Origin of the sequence: Spectribacter hydrogenoxidans (assembly GCF_031846275.1) — a bacterium.
GTDB lineage: Bacteria > Pseudomonadota > Gammaproteobacteria > Nevskiales > Salinisphaeraceae > Spectribacter > Spectribacter hydrogenoxidans.
Window position 1 is genome coordinate 60,877 of record NZ_JAVRIB010000006.1, and the last position, 15,257, is coordinate 76,133.

The following is a 15,257-nucleotide window of genomic DNA, read 5'->3' on the forward strand; positions in this document are numbered from 1 at the left end:
CGCGGCGATTCATCTCTTCTCGGGTGCCGGCAGCCGGCCGATGGCGGGCTGCAGCAGGCTGCCGAGATAAAGCGAGTCGCCTGCGGCTTCGACGCTGGTGATCGGTGCATAGGCATCCGGTCCGCTGGCCTGCAGGTTGTGGACGACTGTTCCCGACGAATCCAGGCCCAGCACGAAGCCTAGCTTCTGCGGCTGCGGCTGCAACGCCGACGGCAGTCGGTAGGCGATCTTTCGCAACCATGGCTTGTCCGCCATGAAATCCAGGGCCGGATTACGCGGAGCATACAGCGCCAGCCAGAACAGACCGCGCTCGGCGTCAAGGGAAATGTTGTCCGGCAGGCCCGGCAGGTTGTCAGCGAACACCTCGGTTTGCCCGGCCCGGGGTCCTTTCAGCCAGACCCGCTGAACCCGGTAGGCGCCGGTTTCGGTGACCAGGACGTAGCGCTCGTCCGGTCCCACGGCCACGCCGTTGGCGAACTGCAGGCCGTCGGCCAGCACCGTCGTCTCGTCGGCCACCGGTTCGTGGCGGATCAGTCGGCCGTTTCCGCCGTGTTCGAGGATATCGGCCATGACCGCGTGATAACCGAACCGGGTGGAGGCATCCGAGAAATAGATGGTGCCATCCGCCGCCACGTCGACATCGTCGGCGAATCCCAGCGCCTGGCCGCCGGCACTGGTGGTCAGGGTGCGCAGCGAACCGTCCGGTCGCATGGCCAGCAGGCCCTTTGTCGCATCGGCAATGACCAGCGAATCATCCGGCGCCCAGGCCAGGCCCAGTGGCCGCCCACCGGTGTCGGCTAGCGTCTCGGGCTCGCTGCCGTCGGCGGTGAAACGGCGGATGCGGCCGTTCTCGAAGCCCGCATACAGCCGTCCCGCGTCATCCACTGCGACATCCTCGGGCCCGATACCGGCGCCCTCGCCCAGCCGCTCGGCGTCGGCCAGCGCGGGGCCGTCGGCATCGGGTTCGCCGCGGGCCGGGGCCGGTGGCGCCTGCCAGGCTACCGGCTCGATCGGTACCGGCCAGAACAGCAGATAGGCCATGGGCAGGGCGAGAATGGCAAGCAGCAGCAGGGCCAGTCGTTTCATCAGGATTCAATCGCTCGGGTGTCAAAGAGGCAGTCGCGGTTGATCGCGGCCAGCGATGCGCAGCCGCACAGCGACATGGTGTTGGCCAGTTCGCGTCTGAGAATATCCAGGACGGCCGCCACGCCGGCGGCGCCGTCGACCGTCAAGCCCCACAGGGCGGGCCGGCCGATCATCACGCCGTCCGCGCCCAGGGCCAGGGCCGCGAATATGTCCGCGCCGCGGCGAATTCCGCCGTCCAGCCACAGCGGTACCTGGCCATCTACCGCGCGGGCGATCGCCGGCAGGGCCCGGATGGTGGCCGGGGCTCGGTCCAGCTGACGGCCGCCGTGGTTGGACGCCACCAAGCCGGAGGCGCCGTGGTCGATCGCCCGCCGGGCGTCGTCCGGATGCATTACGCCCTTGAGCCATACCGGCAGGGGGGTATTGGTGCACAGCCAGTCGAGGTCGTCCCAGGTGATGCCGCCGTCCACGATCTCGTTCATGTAGGTGGCAAGGCCGGAGCCGCCGCTTTCCGGCAGGCAGTCGGCGCCCGCGGCCAGATTTTCGGCCCGCAGATGCGGCGGCAGCACGAAGTGGTTGCGCGCATCGGCCTCGCGAAGTCCCCAGACGGGGGCATCGGCGGTCAGCACGATGGCCCCGGCGCCGGCGGCTTCCGCGCGGGCCACGAGGTCGCGCGTGGTGGCGCGGTCGCGATACATGTAAAGCTGGAAATGGCGCGGTGCGTGGGTGGCGGCGAATACCGGCTCCATGGCCGTGGTGGAGAGGCTGCTGAGCACGAACAGGGCGCCCGCCTCGCCGGCGGCGCGGGCGGTGGCGGTCTCGCCCTCCGGATGCGCCAGCTTGTGAAAGGCGGTTGGCGCAATGCCCAGGGGCAGCGCCAGCGGCTGGTCATCCAGGTGAGTGGCCAGCTCCGGCCGGGTCGCCCCGCACAGCGTTCGCGGCATCAGGTCGATGCTTTCGAAGGCGGTGCGGTTGGCGGTCAGGGTAAGCTCGTCCGAGGCACCGCCGGCATAATAGTCACGAGTGGCGTCGGACAGTTGTCCGTTGGCCGCCCGTTCATAGTCCCGAACACTGAGAAGCGTCATGGCGCGAGCATATCAAGGACCCTCCCGAGACACGTCCGTCGGCCGGTCCGACAGCCATCTTTCAGAGCGGCGGCAACGCAGCCTGGCGCGGGTGCGGCGCCTGGCCCACTGGCTGGACTCGTCGGTCTACGTGCCGTTCCTGCGCACCCGGGTGGGGCTGGACGCTGCGGTAGGATTGTTGCCCGTGGTCGGGGATTTCGCCGGGGTGATGCTGTCAGCGCTGTCGGTGGGTGAGGCGGTGCGGCTGCGCGCCCCGCGGCCGGTGGTGGCGCGGATGCTGCGCAATCTCGGTATCGATTTTGTTATCGGCCTGGTACCGGTGGTCGGCGATCTGGCCGACATCTATTGGAAAGCCACCACCCGCAATCTGCGCGAATTGGAGAACTGGCTCGACCAGCCGCCTGAGCGGCCACGTGCGCGATGGCCGCAGGCTGTGATGCTCGGTGGTGGGGTTCTGTTGGCAGCCGGGCTGACCTGGTGGATGGTCGACGCCAGCCTGTAACTGGAGAACGACGATATGGCAATGCTTGAACCGGGCGACCCGGCCCCCGATTTCGATACCCTCGATCACCACGGCGAGCCCGTGCGTCTCGGGGATTACCGGGGGCGCCAACCGGTGGTGGTGTATTTCTATCCGAAGGACGATACGCCCGTGTGCACCCGTGAGGCCTGCGCCTTTCGCGACCATTACGAGGATTTCGTTAACGCCGGGGCCGAAGTGATCGGCATCAGCGGTGACGACGCGGACAGTCATCGGAAGTTCGCGGCGACCCACTCGCTGCCGTTCCGGCTGGTGTCGGACGGCGATGGCGAGCTGCGGCGGGCGTTCGGGGTGTCGCGAACGCTGGGCATCATGCCCGGCCGCACCACCTTCGTGATCGACCGCGCGGGTACCGTGCGTCTGGTATTCAGTTCGCAGCTGGCGGCCGAGCGCCATGTTCGCCAAGCGCTGGCGGCCATTGCCACCGGGTAGGGAATCGGGAGAACAACGGGTGCGCGGGGGGTGGCCCCGCGCGACGCTGCTAGCCCAGTCGGTTCTTGACCGCGGCGCTGACCGCGCCCATGTCAGCCCGGCCCTGGACCTGGGGCTTGAGAATGCCCATGACCTTGCCCATGTCCTGCATGGATTGGGCGCCGGACTGGGTCACGGCGGCGGCCACCATATCCGCGAGTTCCTGGTCGCTCAGCGCGTCCGGCAGGTAGGTTTCTAGCACGACGACTTCCGCGGCTTCGGCGTCGGCCAGTTCGCCCCGGCCGGCATCCCGGTACTGGGTTTCCGCGTCGCGGCGTTGCTTGACCATCTTGTCGATCAGCGCCAGCACGCCGGCGTCGTCGAGTTCGATGCGCTCGTCGATCTCGCGCTGGCGCACCGCGGACAGCAGCATGCGCAGCACCGCGAGCCGCTCGCGGTCCTTGGCCCGCAGCGCCGACTTCATGTCGTCGGATAACTGCTCTTTGAGCGTCATGATGTGGGGGTGATGATCGCCGCGATGCGGCGGATGACCCGGATCAGTACTGCCTGGTGAAGCGCTGCTGTTCGCGCTGCACGCGCTTGAGGTGGCGCTTGACCGCTGCGGCCCGCTTGCGCTTGCGAACCTGCGAAGGCTTTTCGAAATGTTCGCGGCGGCGCACTTCGGTGACCACGCCGGCCTTCTCGCAGCTGCGCTTGAAGCGGCGCAGGGCGACTTCGAACGGCTCGTTTTCCTTGACTCGTACGCTTGGCAAAGCGATCACTCTCCGGGGGCTAGAAAGCGGCTGATGCCGCTGCCTTACAATAGGGCGGCGTATTCTAATGCTGGTTGCGGGCGCTTTGCAAAACATTCTGGGTATCGAGACTTCCTGCGATGAAACCGCTGTGGCGGTGTACTCCCGCCAGCGGGGTCTGCTGGCCCATCAGATATACAGCCAGGTGGCCCTGCACGCCGAGTACGGTGGGGTGGTGCCCGAGCTGGCCAGCCGGGACCACGTCCGCAAGCTGGCCCCGCTGATCGCGGCGGCGCTTGACGAGGCGGGCCTGTGCCGGGCCGACGGGATCGCCTACACCCGCGGCCCCGGTCTGCTGGGCGCCCTGCTGGTGGGCGGGGCGGTGGCGCGTGGTCTGGGCATGGCCTGGCGGGTGCCGGTGCTGGGCGTGCACCACATGGAGGGCCACCTACTGTCGCCGCTGCTGGAGACGGATGCGCCGTCCTTTCCCTTTGTCGCGTTGCTGGTGTCCGGTGGCCACACGCTGCTGGTGGCGGTCGAGGGCGTGGGCCGCTACCGTCAGCTCGGCACCACGGTGGACGACGCCGTGGGCGAGGCCTTCGACAAGACCGCCAAGCTGCTCGCGCTGGGGTATCCGGGCGGACCCGCGCTGGCCCGTCTGGCCGAAGAAGGCGACCCGGGCCGATTCGTGTTCCCGCGGCCAATGCTCGACCGGCCCGGCCTGGATTTCTCGTTTTCCGGCCTGAAGACCGCGGTTGCCCTGGCGGTGCGTGATGCCGATCCGGCCGATCACGCCGACATCGCCCGCGGCTTCGAGGAGGCGGTGACCGAAACCCTGACGGTGAAATGCCGACGGGCGCTGCAGGCGACCGGCTATGCCAGACTGGTGGTGGCCGGCGGCGTGGGAGCCAACCGGCGCCTGCGCGAGCAGCTGGATGCCGCCGCGGCGGCAAATGGCTTCCGGGTGTATTTCCCGCGTCAGGCCTTCTGTACCGACAATGGCGCGATGATCGCGCACGTCGGCGCGTTGCGGCTGCCCGGTGACACCGACGCGGCATCGGACCCGATGGCGGTCGCGCGCTGGCCGCTGGCCTCGCTGCAGCCGCCGGGCGCCTGATTACCGAGGGGAGCTGGCTTGGACACGATCTACATCGAAGATCTGCGCATCGATACCGTCATTGGGCTGTACGACTGGGAACGCCGCATTCGCCAGACGGTCCGCTTCGATCTCGATATGGCCTTCGACATCACCGCCGCCGCGGCCACCGACGACGTGGACCGCACGCTCAACTACAAGGCGGTGGCCAAGCGGGTGATTGCCTTCGTGGAGGCGGCGGAATTCGAGCTGGTGGAAACCCTGGCCGAACGGGTGGCGGGGTTGATTCTCGATGAGTATCCGGTCCGGCAGGTGCGACTGCGACTGAACAAGGCCTTCGCACTGCGAGGGGCCCGCGGGGTCGGGGTAGAGATCATCAGGCCGCGGGCGGACCAGACCGTGGCGGGCCGTACCTTTGTCGGCGTGGGCAGCAATATCGAGCCGGCACATTACATCCCGCAGGCTCTGCAGCTGATGCGCGCCCGCTTCGGTCCACTGACCGTGTCGCCGGCCTACACCTGCCCGGCGGTGGGTTTCGACGGCCCGGCGTTCGTCAATCTTGTGGTGGCATTTGACACGGGATCGGACGCGGCGGCCACGGCCGCGGCCCTGCGCGAGATCGAGGACGCCTGTGGCCGCACCCGGGGGGACCGGTCCCGCTCCCGGACCATGGATCTGGACCTCCTGCTGGTGGGCGACCGGGTGGATGAAGCGCTACGGCTACCGCGCGATGACATTCTGCGCTATGCCTTTACCCTCAAGCCCCTGGCCGATCTGGCGCCGGCCGCGCGCCATCCCGTGGATGGCCGCCGCTACGACGAGCTATGGCGTGATTTCGACGATCGCGAGCAGCCGTTGACCACCGCCGATGCGAGCCTCAACGACGCCATAGCCAGAGCAGCAGGGACACCAGCACGCTGACCAGCAGCATGGTGGTCAGCGGGATATGAATGCGCGTGTTGCCGCTGCCGAACACGAGGTCGCCGGGCAGCCGCCCCAGCGGCAACCGCGACAGCCACGGCCACAAAAGCCCGGCAATCATAATCAACAGGCCGGTAACGAGTATCACCTTCTGCATGATGACCAGCGTGCCATGAGCCGGCTCGAGGATGCTGACCCCATTATCGCCGCGATCCGCCGGCTGACCGGATCACGCGGGCCGGACAGGACCTGCTGTCCCTCGGAGGTCGCGCGTCGGGTGGCCGCGGACGACTGGCGGTCCGCGATGTCCGCGGTACGGGCGGCGGCTGTGACGCTGGCATGCCGGGGCGAGATCGACATCTGCCGGGGCGGGCTGACCCTGGACCCCGAAGCGCCGCTGCGCGGCCCCATCCGGCTGCGCCGGCGCGGCTGCTAAACTGGGCGCAAGTTTCGATCAACGCAGGACCATGAGCGAACAGTTCAAGGGCATTCCCATCGTCTCCGGCAGCAAGGTTGCCAAGCCGCAGGGTTTCACCGCGATCAAGAACGGCCAGAAGGTCCGGCGCGGCGCCGACCGCCCGCCGGTCGGCCGCAAGCCTGACTGGCTGCGGGCCAGACTGCCCAGCGGTCCCGATTATCAGGCGGTGAAGAAGAACGTGCGCGAGCATCGGCTGGCCACGGTCTGCGAGGAGTCCATGTGCCCCAACATCGGGGAGTGCTGGAGCCACGGCACCGCCACCCTGATGCTGATGGGGGATACCTGCACCCGGGCCTGCCGGTTCTGCGCGGTGGATACCGGCAATCCTCGCGGCTGGCTGGATCCGGACGAACCCGAGGCCTGCGCCGATTCGGTGCGCCTGATGGGGCTCAAGTACGTGGTGCTTACCTCGGTGGATCGCGACGATCTCCCGGATGGCGGCGCGGGCCACTACGCGGCCTGTGTGCGGGCCTGCAAGGCTGCCAATCCTGAAACCGGCGTCGAGGCTCTCACCCCGGACTTCTGTGGTCGCGAGGTGGACGTCGAAACCGTGGTGGATTCCGGGCTGGACGTGTTCGCCCAGAATCTGGAGACGGTCGAGCGGCTCACCCATCCGGTGCGCGACGCCCGCGCCGGCTACCGTCAGACCCTGGACGTGCTCGCCCACGCCAAGGCGCATCGCCCCGGCGTGCTTACCAAGACCAGCCTGATGCTGGGCCTGGGGGAAACCGAGGACGAAATCGCGGCGACCCTGGATGACTGCGCCGACATCGGCGTGGATATCGTCACCTTCGGCCAGTATCTGCGGCCCACGGTCAATCACCTGCCGGTGGAGCGTTACGTGCCCCCTGCCGATTTCGACAAGTATCGGCAGTGGGGTCTGGCGCGGGGCTTTCTGGAGGTGGTGTCTGGCCCGCTGGTGCGGTCCTCCTACCGGGCGGACCGGGTATTCGACAAGAACAATTGTGGGCTGGCCGACGCCGGTTGAAACGCGGAACGGGCCGTCGTCCCGGCTATTCCCGACCCGGCCGCCACAGGTACAGGAACTGCGCCGAACTCGCCGCGGACAGGCTCAGGTCCAGTGGCAGGATGTTGACTTGGGCGGGCGCGCCACCGGCCGTGGGCAGGCCGCCACTGCGGGAGTACACGGTGTCGGCCCGGCCGCCCTCGCGGGTGTAGCGGATCACCCTAGCGCTGTCCAGGCCGGCCTTCTCCCGTACCCGGTCGATGGCGTCGTCGAGCCGGCCGATGCCGTCGACCAGGCCCAGAGATTCGGCCTGCAGCGCGCTGAAGATGCGCCCGTCGGTGATGGCGGCGCGCCGGTCCTCGTTCAGCTGGTCGCCGCGACGGGTATCGACCACGGTCACGAACCGCTCGAACAGGCTGTCCAGCACCCCCTGGACGATGTCGCGTTCCTCGTCGGTGACGCCGCGCAGCGGCGACAGCAGGTCCTTGTGCGGGCCGGAGGTGAAGGTTTCGTCGGTGACCCCGATCTTATCCATCAGCCCGTCGATGTTCAGCCCCACCAGGATTACCCCGATGGAGCCGGTGACGGTGGTCGGGTGAGCCAGGATCTCGTCGGCGGCCAGCGCCACGTAGTAGCCGCCGGAGGCGGCCACGCTGCCTAGCGCCGCTACCACGGGCACGTCCTGTTCCGCCGCGAACTGCCGCAGACGGTGGAAGATCTCGTCGCTGGCGGTTACCCCGCCGCCGGGGCTGTTGATACGCAACACCACTCCGCGCACCGCCGGATCGTCGGCGGCCCGCTTGAGCTCGGCGGCCACCCGGTCCAGCGTCGAGGCCTCCTGGATCAACCCGAAGGCTCGCTGGGTGGGCTGGTCGCTAATGAACCCGTCCACCGACACCAGCAGGATCTTGGCATCGCCCTCGCCGCGGACCACGTGCTCGACCAGTTCGGGTTTGTCGCCGAACCAGTCGAGCGGGGTCAGCACCACTACGCAGCCGCCCAGCAGAGGCAGGCTGACCAGCAGGGCAATCAGTCGGCGCATCAGTGGACCTGGTTCTGCCAGGCTTCGATCGCGGCCACGATGCGGCGGGCGGCCTGTTCCAGCTGCTCGATGGCGGTGTCGCGATCATCCACCGACAGTGCCCGCCAGGCGGTGCCGATGAACGGGCCGGCAGGTTCGGTCACGTCGTGCTCGGCCAGCTGGGCGTAGGCGGCTTCCAGCGCCGCCAGGCACTGGCCGATGGCGGCTTCCTCAAGGCCGGCTTCCCTGAGCACCATCACGCAGGCAGCCACGGCGGCCTGGTCGAGCCGGTCGTTGTCGGTGGCGTGATGATCCGCCGCCCAGTGGCGTCCCAACTCGGTAACCAGATCGACCAGTGCCAGCATCGCCGGCATGTCGGCGTGCAGGGTGGGATCGCCGCGCTTGGCGGCCAGCGCAGCACAGACCTGCAGGGCCGGTCCTACCACCAGGTGGTAGGTGTCCGGGTCCAGGGCATCCCGCCCCAGTTGTTCCGGGTCCAGGTGGGTTTCTTCAGGCATCGACACGGTCGAACCATTCCTCCAGGGGTTGGGCGTAGTCGTCGCCGGCCTCGCCGAAGGGCATGTGACCGATGCCGTTCAGACGCAGCAGCTCGGCATGGGGCACGAAACGCTGAATGAGCAGACTCTGATCGAACGGCACGATGGGGTCGGCGGTGCCGTGGATCAGCAGGGTGGGGGCCGTGATCGCACCCAGCGCCGAGCGGATGTCGTGATCGTGGATTTCGTCGAAGAAATGCGCCAGGGCGCGAACCGAGCCCCGTCGCAGGTCCGCGACCATAACCCGGGCGATGTCGGCGGCCGGTGGCCAGGCCCAGTAGGCGCGTGGCCGGGTGGTGGCGAACAGCGTGACCACCCGGGCGATCATTGCATGCCGGGCCAGCAGCCACAGACCCGCCGCGCCAAGCCCGGGGCCGATGCCCGGAATGCGCGCCAGGAACTGCAGCAAACCGATGATGCCGCGCCAGCGGCCCTGGGCGAAGGGCGAGATGGCGCACACGGCGCGCACCTGATCCGGGGCTTCGGCGGCGATTGCCAGGGCCGAATAGCCGCCGGTGGAGTGACCCATTACGGTGAAGGATTCCTCGCCGATTACCGCGCGGATTGCTTCCAGCAGACCGTGGCCGAACAGGCTGGGGGGCATGGGCTGGTCGTTGAATCCCGGCGGCGGCTGGCTGGGAAAATGGGCCGGCAGACCCACGGCGTACCAGCGACGATGCCGCAGCGTGTGGTGCAGCGCATGGGGCCAGACATTCAGCGACAGGCTCACCCCGTGGATTACCACCAGTGGTGGGCTGTCGGCATCCGCGTTGTGGCTGGCGATCGCGATGCGATGGCCGTGGACGTCGATGTGACGGAGTGAGTCGGTCATTCGTGACAGTGGCGCGCGGGCATGAGAGATTGCCTGCAAGCCGCCGCGCGGCGCAAGTCATCCCGGCAGCCGCAGTCGCACGCGGCCGCCGCCCAGCGTCGGGGCACGGGTCAGATGGAGGTCGCCACCGTAGGCCTTCACGATTTCCGCTGCCACCGCCAGGCCGATGCCCTGGCCCTCACGGCGCGCGTCGGCGCGCACGCCACGCTGCAGCAGCGCATCCGGCTCTTCCTCGGGGAAGCCGTTGCCGTCATCGTCGATGAAGATCACCGTGGCATCGCCCTCCCGTTTGCCGCTGACCTGAACCCGGTGCCGGCCGTACTTGGCGGCGTTATCCATGACGTTGCCGATCACCTCGGTGAGATCGCCCTCGTCGGCGGCGACGGTCAGCCGCGGATTCAGTTGTACCTCGAAGTGATTGCCGGATTCCGCATAGACCTTGCGCAGGGCCCCGGCCAGCCGCTCGACGATCGGTGCCAGCGATACCGGCGGTGCCAGCGTGCGGGTGCCCGCTGCCGCGGCTCGCTGCACCTGGTAGTCGACGATCTCGTTGATCCGTGCCAGCTGGCCCTGCAGGTGCCGACGCTGCTCGTCGGGCAGGGCGGGTTCGTTGGTCATGCCCCGCAGCACGGCGACCGGGGTCTTCAGGGCATGGGCCAGATCGGCCAAGGCGTTGCGGTAACGCTCCAGTCGCGCCTTCTCGCTGGCCAGCAGCGCGTTGAGGCTGCGCACCAGCGAGCGCAGTTCCTTGGGATGCTGACCCTCGATGCGCTCGCGCCGGCCGGCCTCGATGTCCCGCAGGCTGCGCGACAGCCGGCGGACCGGAGCCAGGCCCCAGCGCAGGATCGCCAGCTGCACCGCCAGCAACAGCCCCGCGGCGCCGCTCAGCCATAGCCACAGCACGCCGCGGAACCGCTCCAGCTGGGCCGTCAGCGGATCCGCGCTTTCGGCCACGATCAGCGTGAAGCGGTAGTCCTGGTCCTCGCCGGCCACCCAGCGGATGCCGAAAGCCAGCTTGATCCAGCGGTTGTCATCGTCCTGCGGCGGCACGAAGCGCCACTGGCCGACGCCCGGCGCGGGCGGCGGTGCGATGAAGTCGATGATGGAGGGTGATTGCCAGATTACCGCGCCGTCACCGTCGGTCACCAGGGCGTAGAGGCCGCCGCCGGGGCGGGCGAGGTCGGAGTCGGGCAGCGAGCGTTCCGGCAGGCGGAAGCTGCCGTCATCGCCGATTTCCGCGCTGCCCAGCAGCGCATAGGTCAGGCCCTGAAGCTTGTCCCGCTCGGCCTGCAGGGCCCGCTGGTAGACGGCGCGCTCCAGCGCCAGGCCGGTCAGGGCCACGAAGGCCAACAGCACCAGCCCGGCCGCCACCAGCAGGCGCGCGGCCAGGGAATTCATCGAGCAGGTCGCGCGGAATGAATCAGGAGGTCTCCGGTCGCAGCAGACGGTATCCGCGGCCGCGCAGCGTCTCGATCGGCTGGCGGTCGCCGTTCGGGTCGAGCTTGGTGCGCAGCCGCCGGATGAACACCTCGATGACGTTGCTGTCGCGCTCGTCGTCTTCCTCGTAGATGTGTTCGTAGAGCTCGGTTTTCGACACCACGTCGCCGGCCCGCAGCATCAGCTGCTGCAGCACGCGGAATTCGTAGGCGGTAAGGCTGACCGGGGCGCCGGCCACGCGCACTTCCTGGCCGGCGGTGTCCAGCGAAATGTCGCCGACCTCCAGCACCGGCTTGGACCAGCCGCGCGAGCGCCGTACCAGCGCCTGCACGCGGGCCATCAGTTCCTCCGGCTGGAACGGCTTGACCACGTAGTCGTCGGCGCCGGCCTCCAGGCCCTCCACCTTGTCCTGCCAGCGGGTGCGGGCGGTGAGGATGAGGATGGGGAAATCCCGCCCCGCCGCGCGGGCCTCGCGGATGATCTCCATGCCGTTCTTGCCCGGCAGGCCGAGGTCGATGATGGCCACATCGATGCTGTATTCCTCGGCGAAGAACAGGCCCTCCTCGCCGTCGCCGGTGGCGTCGACGGCAAAGCCTTCGGCCCGCAGCTGGTCACGGATCTGGCCCTGCAGATCGACATCGTCCTCGATGACCAGCGCGCGCATCAGTCGATGCGGACAACGCGGACGTTGCCCTGCTTGATCAGTTTCACCCGGTAGCCGTTGCCATCGCGGCTGACTGCCAGCACCTTGCCGCCATAGCGCTCGCGCGCCTCGCGGGCGGCCTCGGCCGGGGTCTTGTCGGGTCGGTCGCGGTTGCGATCATTGCCCAGGCGGGGAATCAGGTTGGACTGTGCCAGCTGTTCGCTGGCCACACCCGGCAGCACCGCGTCGAGCGCAGCGGACGGGGACAGACCCGCGGGCCCGGCCGAAACGGTGGCGGCAGCCGTCATCAGGACGGCCGCCGCCAGCCATCGGGGCCCGTTGAGGGCGGATTTGTGGGGAAATCGCTGCATGGTGACGGGATCAGTAGCCCACCCGACGGGTGTCGTAGCGGCTGCCCTGGTTCACGCCCTGCTGGCCGTTGGCGTAACCCTGGTACTGCTGGCACTCACGAACGCGCTGCTCCCGCATGCGCTGGGCATTCCAGGCACCGCTGGCGGCACCCAGGGCGGCACCCACGCCGGTGGCCAGATCGTTGCCGCCGCCGCTGCCGAACTGGTCGCCCAGGGCCGCACCCAGCAGGCCGCCGATGATGGTCTGGCCGGTGGTGCTGGTGGCACCGCGGACCACGGCATTGCGGTTGTCGGCGCCGTTGAAGCAGCTCTGCGCCGGCTGGCCGTCAACCGGGGTTGCGGCGAAAATCGGGTCGAGCTGGCGCTCCCCGGCAAAGGCGGTGCCGGTGGCGAGGATGGCGCCGGTCATCAGGCTGGAAATCAGTACTCGCATGACGGTCTCCTTGGCTTTTGGACTGTAGCGGATCCACGGTTGTCCGCGAATCGTGGCTGCAGCCTAGCCCGTCCCCCCTGAACCGAGTCTGAATGCCGAAGCGGCGGGTGTTCAGCGCCGGTTCATGACCATCTCGCTATACGCGAGGTTCGAATCCTTCACCGGAGTTTGCCATGTCCCGATCCCTTGCCGCAGCCATCGTCGGTGGTTTGCTGGTATTCGCCGCGATGCCGCCGGCCCTGGCGGGTGGTGCCGGCTGGCACGGCCACCGGCTGGCGCCGCAGGCACCGTCGTTCCAATACCGCGGCAAGCACGGCAGTCTGGGGCTGGTGCTGCCGCGCCATTACGAGTCGCGCAGCCGTCACCGGTCGGTGATCATTCTGGGGCCCAATACCGTCTATCAGCAGCGCCACTGGCAGGCCCCGGGCTTCCGCGGCGACCGGTACGACCGGCATCACTGGTACGGGCGCGACCATCGGTTGTGCAAGCGGGGTGACTGCCGGTTCGCGCCGGGCACCCGGGTCTATCGTTTCCAGAGGTGAACGCCGTACTTCCAGTAACCGTTGACGTTGGCGAAGCGGGGGTCCTGCTCGGGTAGTGGCAGGACCTCGTGCTCCAGCAGCGGCTGCAGATAGGGAGCCAGCACCGATCCGCCACCACCAGCCAGGAGTACGGCGTCGACGTCCCAATCGTCCGCCCACAGGCGATTGACTTCCCCGGCGATTGCCGCGGCCAGCTGGCCGAAGGCGCGCTCGGTGATGCGCGCCAGGTCGTAGCTGTTGCCTCGTATCTTGATGCTGCCCGACTGCACCGCCTCGTAGAGCCGGTAAAGCTCCACCGACACTCCGCTGCGCTCCTGCAGGGCGGCGGCGATGGGCTCGAAGGCGCGGGCGATGCCGGCATCCGAGGTGCCGCTGCCGCGTTCCGAATAACGGGTGTGGTCGGCGATGCTGTAATCGGCGGTGCGGAAGCCGATGTCGATGATACCGATCTTGTCCCGGGCGAAACGGGGCTCGGCCACCCGCCCGATGTCGTTGAGCATGGCGCCGAAGAAGGCCCCGAATGGCTGCGGCACCACGCGCACCTTGTCCACCCGTAGCGTGATCTCCTGTGCCTTGCCGGCGACGTCGTGAAGGGTCAGCTTGTGCGCACCGGTCAGCAGGTTGCTGATGGCCTCGCGATGGCGCCGGAAGTAGCGCACCGGCAGGCCTGTGACCACGTGCACCGGGTCGTTGTCGCCGACCATCCGGCTCAGCCCCGCCAATGCCAGCCGTTTGGCATAGCCGGCAATCAGCTGGTCCTGATCCAGGGTGAAGCTGCGCACGCTCGACTGGCGCTCGGCCAGGTCGCCGGCGAAGAAGGCTTCGTCGTCCACGGTCAGGTGCAGATGCTCCTCGTCCCGGCCGCTGTTGCCGATCGGGGCCCGGAATTGGATGTCCGTGGCCTCGCCGATCACCGACTTGAACAGTTCACGCCGGTGGCCGTCGGTCACTTTGGTGAAGCCGAAACCGATGTCCAGGCCGATGATTTTCACGCGTCACGAGCTGCGGGTTGAGTGCGGAAACACCTTTTAGCACGGGGGTTTGCGGCGGTCAAAAGCCGCGCGCCGGCGCCAGGCCGCAGCTGTCGAGCAGTTCCGTCCAGGCTTCGCCGTGTTCCCGCGAGGCGCGCCGGTAGTCCCGCCACACGCGGCTGGACTCGCCCAGGGCCTGATTGCGGTAGCGGGTGATTGCCGCCGGCATGGTCACGGATTGGGCGTCGAACAGCTCGGCCAGGGCCTCGTGCCATAACCGGCCGGCGTCGGACAGCGCGGCCATGTGGGGTTGCAGGGCGGCAATGTAGAACTCGCGCAGCACCGTCTCGGCGATGCGGGCCTGGCGATTGGCACGGCCCCGGAAACAGAGTGGTCGCCGGGCCAGCCGCTGTTCGATCGCCCCGGTCACGGCGTCCAGCGTGGCGGTGACTGCCGTCACCGACTGCAGCAGGCGCCCGCCGTAGTGGCGGGTTTCCAGCACCCGGTAGGCCGGTTCCGTCACCGTCGGCGGCTGTGGCCCGCGCGCGGCCCGGGTCAGTGTTGCCAAGGCGCCCAGCGATTCGCCCGGCATCACGTCGGTATCCATCGGTAGCCGGCCGGCCGCCAGGCTGAAGGCATCAGCCATCGCGTCCGAGCCCAGGGTGGCGTTCCAGATCACCTTCGGCAGCTGCGCCTGTTTGCTGGCGACGAGTTCCGCCAGCCGCGCGGCGAATGCCGGGTCGTCGTCCTGCGCGCCTGCGGGCGTCGACGGCCGGCAGGCGCGCAGGCCGGCGAGCAGCTTTCGTTCGTAGTCGAGGCGCCGGGCCGGTGGTGCCACCCGCCCGAGGATGCTGTTGCGCTGGCCGATAAGGTGCAACAGCCCGCAGCGCTTGAGCTGGAAATAGCCGATCCAGCCGGTGCGCTCCGGGGGCACCGGCAGCTGGCGGTCGCGTGCCCGGGGATAGCGGGGTGGCGCGGGCGTGGCGGGTTCCACCGGCTGGTCGAGAACCCGGGCCACCCGGCTGGCGTAGTCTTCCAGGGGATCGGCCGGCCCGCAGGCGGCCATCAGCAGGGCGACCGGGATCAGCGCGGGCCACCGGTACAATCGGGCTC

20 protein-coding genes and 2 pseudogenes are annotated in these 15,257 nt (G+C 68.6%); 8 read left to right on the top strand and 14 right to left on the bottom strand.

Features of this window, described 5'->3' with window-relative positions:
• Positions 1 to 9: 9 nt before the first annotated feature.
• Complete coding sequence (locus RM532_RS07070) at positions 10 to 1,086, bottom strand: SMP-30/gluconolactonase/LRE family protein (protein ID WP_311652520.1); 1,077 nt, start codon at positions 1,084 to 1,086, stop codon at positions 10 to 12.
• Complete coding sequence (locus tag RM532_RS07075) at positions 1,086 to 2,171, bottom strand: alpha-hydroxy acid oxidase (protein ID WP_311652521.1); 1,086 nt, start codon at positions 2,169 to 2,171, stop codon at positions 1,086 to 1,088. The genes RM532_RS07070 and RM532_RS07075 overlap by 1 nt, the downstream gene beginning before the upstream one ends.
• A 91-nt stretch (positions 2,172 to 2,262) precedes the next feature.
• Between RM532_RS07075 and RM532_RS07080 the strand changes: the two genes are divergently transcribed.
• On the top strand, positions 2,263 to 2,673 hold the full coding sequence (locus RM532_RS07080; RefSeq protein ID WP_311652522.1) for a DUF4112 domain-containing protein: 411 nt from the start codon (positions 2,263 to 2,265) through the stop codon (positions 2,671 to 2,673).
• A gap of 15 nt (positions 2,674 to 2,688) precedes the next feature.
• Positions 2,689 to 3,144 (top strand): peroxiredoxin, encoded by a 456-nt coding sequence (locus RM532_RS07085; RefSeq protein ID WP_311652523.1) that lies wholly within the window; start codon positions 2,689 to 2,691, stop codon positions 3,142 to 3,144.
• A 49-nt stretch (positions 3,145 to 3,193) separates the two neighbouring features.
• Here RM532_RS07085 and RM532_RS07090 read toward each other — a convergent pair whose 3' ends face one another.
• Both RM532_RS07090 and rpsU read right to left on the bottom strand, forming a co-directional pair.
• Positions 3,194 to 3,637 (bottom strand): GatB/YqeY domain-containing protein, encoded by a 444-nt coding sequence (locus tag RM532_RS07090; protein ID WP_311652524.1) that lies wholly within the window; start codon positions 3,635 to 3,637, stop codon positions 3,194 to 3,196.
• A 43-nt stretch (positions 3,638 to 3,680) separates the two neighbouring features.
• A complete protein-coding gene (gene rpsU, locus RM532_RS07095; RefSeq protein WP_311652525.1) occupies positions 3,681 to 3,896 on the bottom strand; it encodes a 30S ribosomal protein S21 in 216 nt (71 codons plus the stop codon).
• Positions 3,897 to 3,963: 67 nt separating this feature from the next.
• Here rpsU and tsaD point away from each other — a divergent pair, with 67 nt between their 5' ends.
• The 3 genes and pseudogenes from tsaD to folK all read left to right on the top strand — a co-directional run.
• Entirely contained in the window at positions 3,964 to 4,992 is a 1,029-nt protein-coding gene (gene tsaD, locus RM532_RS07100) for a tRNA (adenosine(37)-N6)-threonylcarbamoyltransferase complex transferase subunit TsaD (protein ID WP_349255281.1), read from the top strand.
• Between the two features lie 18 nt (positions 4,993 to 5,010).
• Positions 5,011 to 5,361, top strand: a pseudogene (gene folB / locus RM532_RS16020) (dihydroneopterin aldolase); the annotation flags it as partial.
• A 36-nt stretch (positions 5,362 to 5,397) separates the two neighbouring features.
• Positions 5,398 to 5,892, top strand: a pseudogene (gene folK, locus RM532_RS16025) (2-amino-4-hydroxy-6-hydroxymethyldihydropteridine diphosphokinase); the annotation flags it as partial.
• On the opposite strand, the gene RM532_RS07110 reads toward folK, so the two are convergent.
• Positions 5,849 to 6,049 carry a DUF2905 domain-containing protein gene (locus tag RM532_RS07110; protein WP_311652529.1) on the bottom strand — a complete coding sequence of 67 codons (201 nt, stop codon included), beginning with the start codon at positions 6,047 to 6,049 and terminating at the stop codon, positions 5,849 to 5,851. The pseudogene folK and the gene RM532_RS07110 sit on opposite strands and share 44 nt — an antisense overlap.
• A 15-nt stretch (positions 6,050 to 6,064) precedes the next feature.
• Between RM532_RS07110 and RM532_RS07115 the strand changes: the two genes are divergently transcribed.
• On the top strand, positions 6,065 to 6,328 hold the full coding sequence (locus tag RM532_RS07115) for a DUF3253 domain-containing protein (protein ID WP_311652530.1): 264 nt from the start codon (positions 6,065 to 6,067) through the stop codon (positions 6,326 to 6,328).
• Positions 6,329 to 6,359: 31 nt separating this feature from the next.
• Positions 6,360 to 7,358 (top strand): lipoyl synthase, encoded by a 999-nt coding sequence (gene lipA, locus RM532_RS07120; RefSeq protein ID WP_311652531.1) that lies wholly within the window; start codon positions 6,360 to 6,362, stop codon positions 7,356 to 7,358.
• A gap of 25 nt (positions 7,359 to 7,383) precedes the next feature.
• On the opposite strand, the gene sppA is transcribed toward lipA, so the two are convergent.
• The 7 genes from sppA to RM532_RS07155 are packed head-to-tail and all read right to left on the bottom strand — an operon-like array spanning position 7,384 to position 12,631.
• A complete protein-coding gene (gene sppA / locus RM532_RS07125; protein WP_311652532.1) occupies positions 7,384 to 8,379 on the bottom strand; it encodes a signal peptide peptidase SppA in 996 nt (331 codons plus the stop codon).
• On the bottom strand, positions 8,379 to 8,882 hold the full coding sequence (locus tag RM532_RS07130) for a hypothetical protein (protein ID WP_311652534.1): 504 nt from the start codon (positions 8,880 to 8,882) through the stop codon (positions 8,379 to 8,381). Before RM532_RS07130 ends, sppA begins: the two co-directional genes overlap by 1 nt.
• Positions 8,869 to 9,747 (bottom strand): alpha/beta fold hydrolase, encoded by an 879-nt coding sequence (locus tag RM532_RS07135; RefSeq protein ID WP_311652535.1) that lies wholly within the window; start codon positions 9,745 to 9,747, stop codon positions 8,869 to 8,871. The genes RM532_RS07130 and RM532_RS07135 overlap by 14 nt, the downstream gene beginning before the upstream one ends.
• Before the next feature lie 57 nt (positions 9,748 to 9,804).
• Positions 9,805 to 11,145, bottom strand: coding sequence for an ATP-binding protein (locus RM532_RS07140; RefSeq protein ID WP_311652536.1), 1,341 nt, complete (start codon positions 11,143 to 11,145; stop codon positions 9,805 to 9,807).
• Between the two features lie 22 nt (positions 11,146 to 11,167).
• On the bottom strand, positions 11,168 to 11,848 hold the full coding sequence (locus tag RM532_RS07145; protein WP_311652537.1) for a response regulator transcription factor: 681 nt from the start codon (positions 11,846 to 11,848) through the stop codon (positions 11,168 to 11,170).
• Entirely contained in the window at positions 11,848 to 12,198 is a 351-nt protein-coding gene (locus RM532_RS07150; protein WP_311652538.1) for a hypothetical protein, read from the bottom strand. Before RM532_RS07150 ends, RM532_RS07145 begins: the two co-directional genes overlap by 1 nt.
• A 10-nt stretch (positions 12,199 to 12,208) precedes the next feature.
• Positions 12,209 to 12,631, bottom strand: a complete 423-nt coding sequence (locus RM532_RS07155) for a glycine zipper domain-containing protein (RefSeq protein WP_311652539.1) — start codon at positions 12,629 to 12,631, stop codon at positions 12,209 to 12,211.
• Between the two features lie 173 nt (positions 12,632 to 12,804).
• On the opposite strand from RM532_RS07155, the gene RM532_RS07160 reads away from it, so the two are divergent.
• A complete protein-coding gene (locus tag RM532_RS07160) occupies positions 12,805 to 13,173 on the top strand; it encodes a hypothetical protein (protein WP_311652540.1) in 369 nt (122 codons plus the stop codon).
• Here the strand turns inward: RM532_RS07160 and RM532_RS07165 are convergent.
• On the bottom strand, positions 13,155 to 14,165 hold the full coding sequence (locus RM532_RS07165; protein WP_311652541.1) for a ParM/StbA family protein: 1,011 nt from the start codon (positions 14,163 to 14,165) through the stop codon (positions 13,155 to 13,157). The genes RM532_RS07160 and RM532_RS07165 overlap by 19 nt on opposite strands.
• Before the next feature lie 58 nt (positions 14,166 to 14,223).
• A complete protein-coding gene (locus tag RM532_RS07170) occupies positions 14,224 to 15,249 on the bottom strand; it encodes a DUF3080 family protein (RefSeq protein ID WP_311652542.1) in 1,026 nt (341 codons plus the stop codon).
• Positions 15,250 to 15,257: the final 8 nt, after the last annotated feature.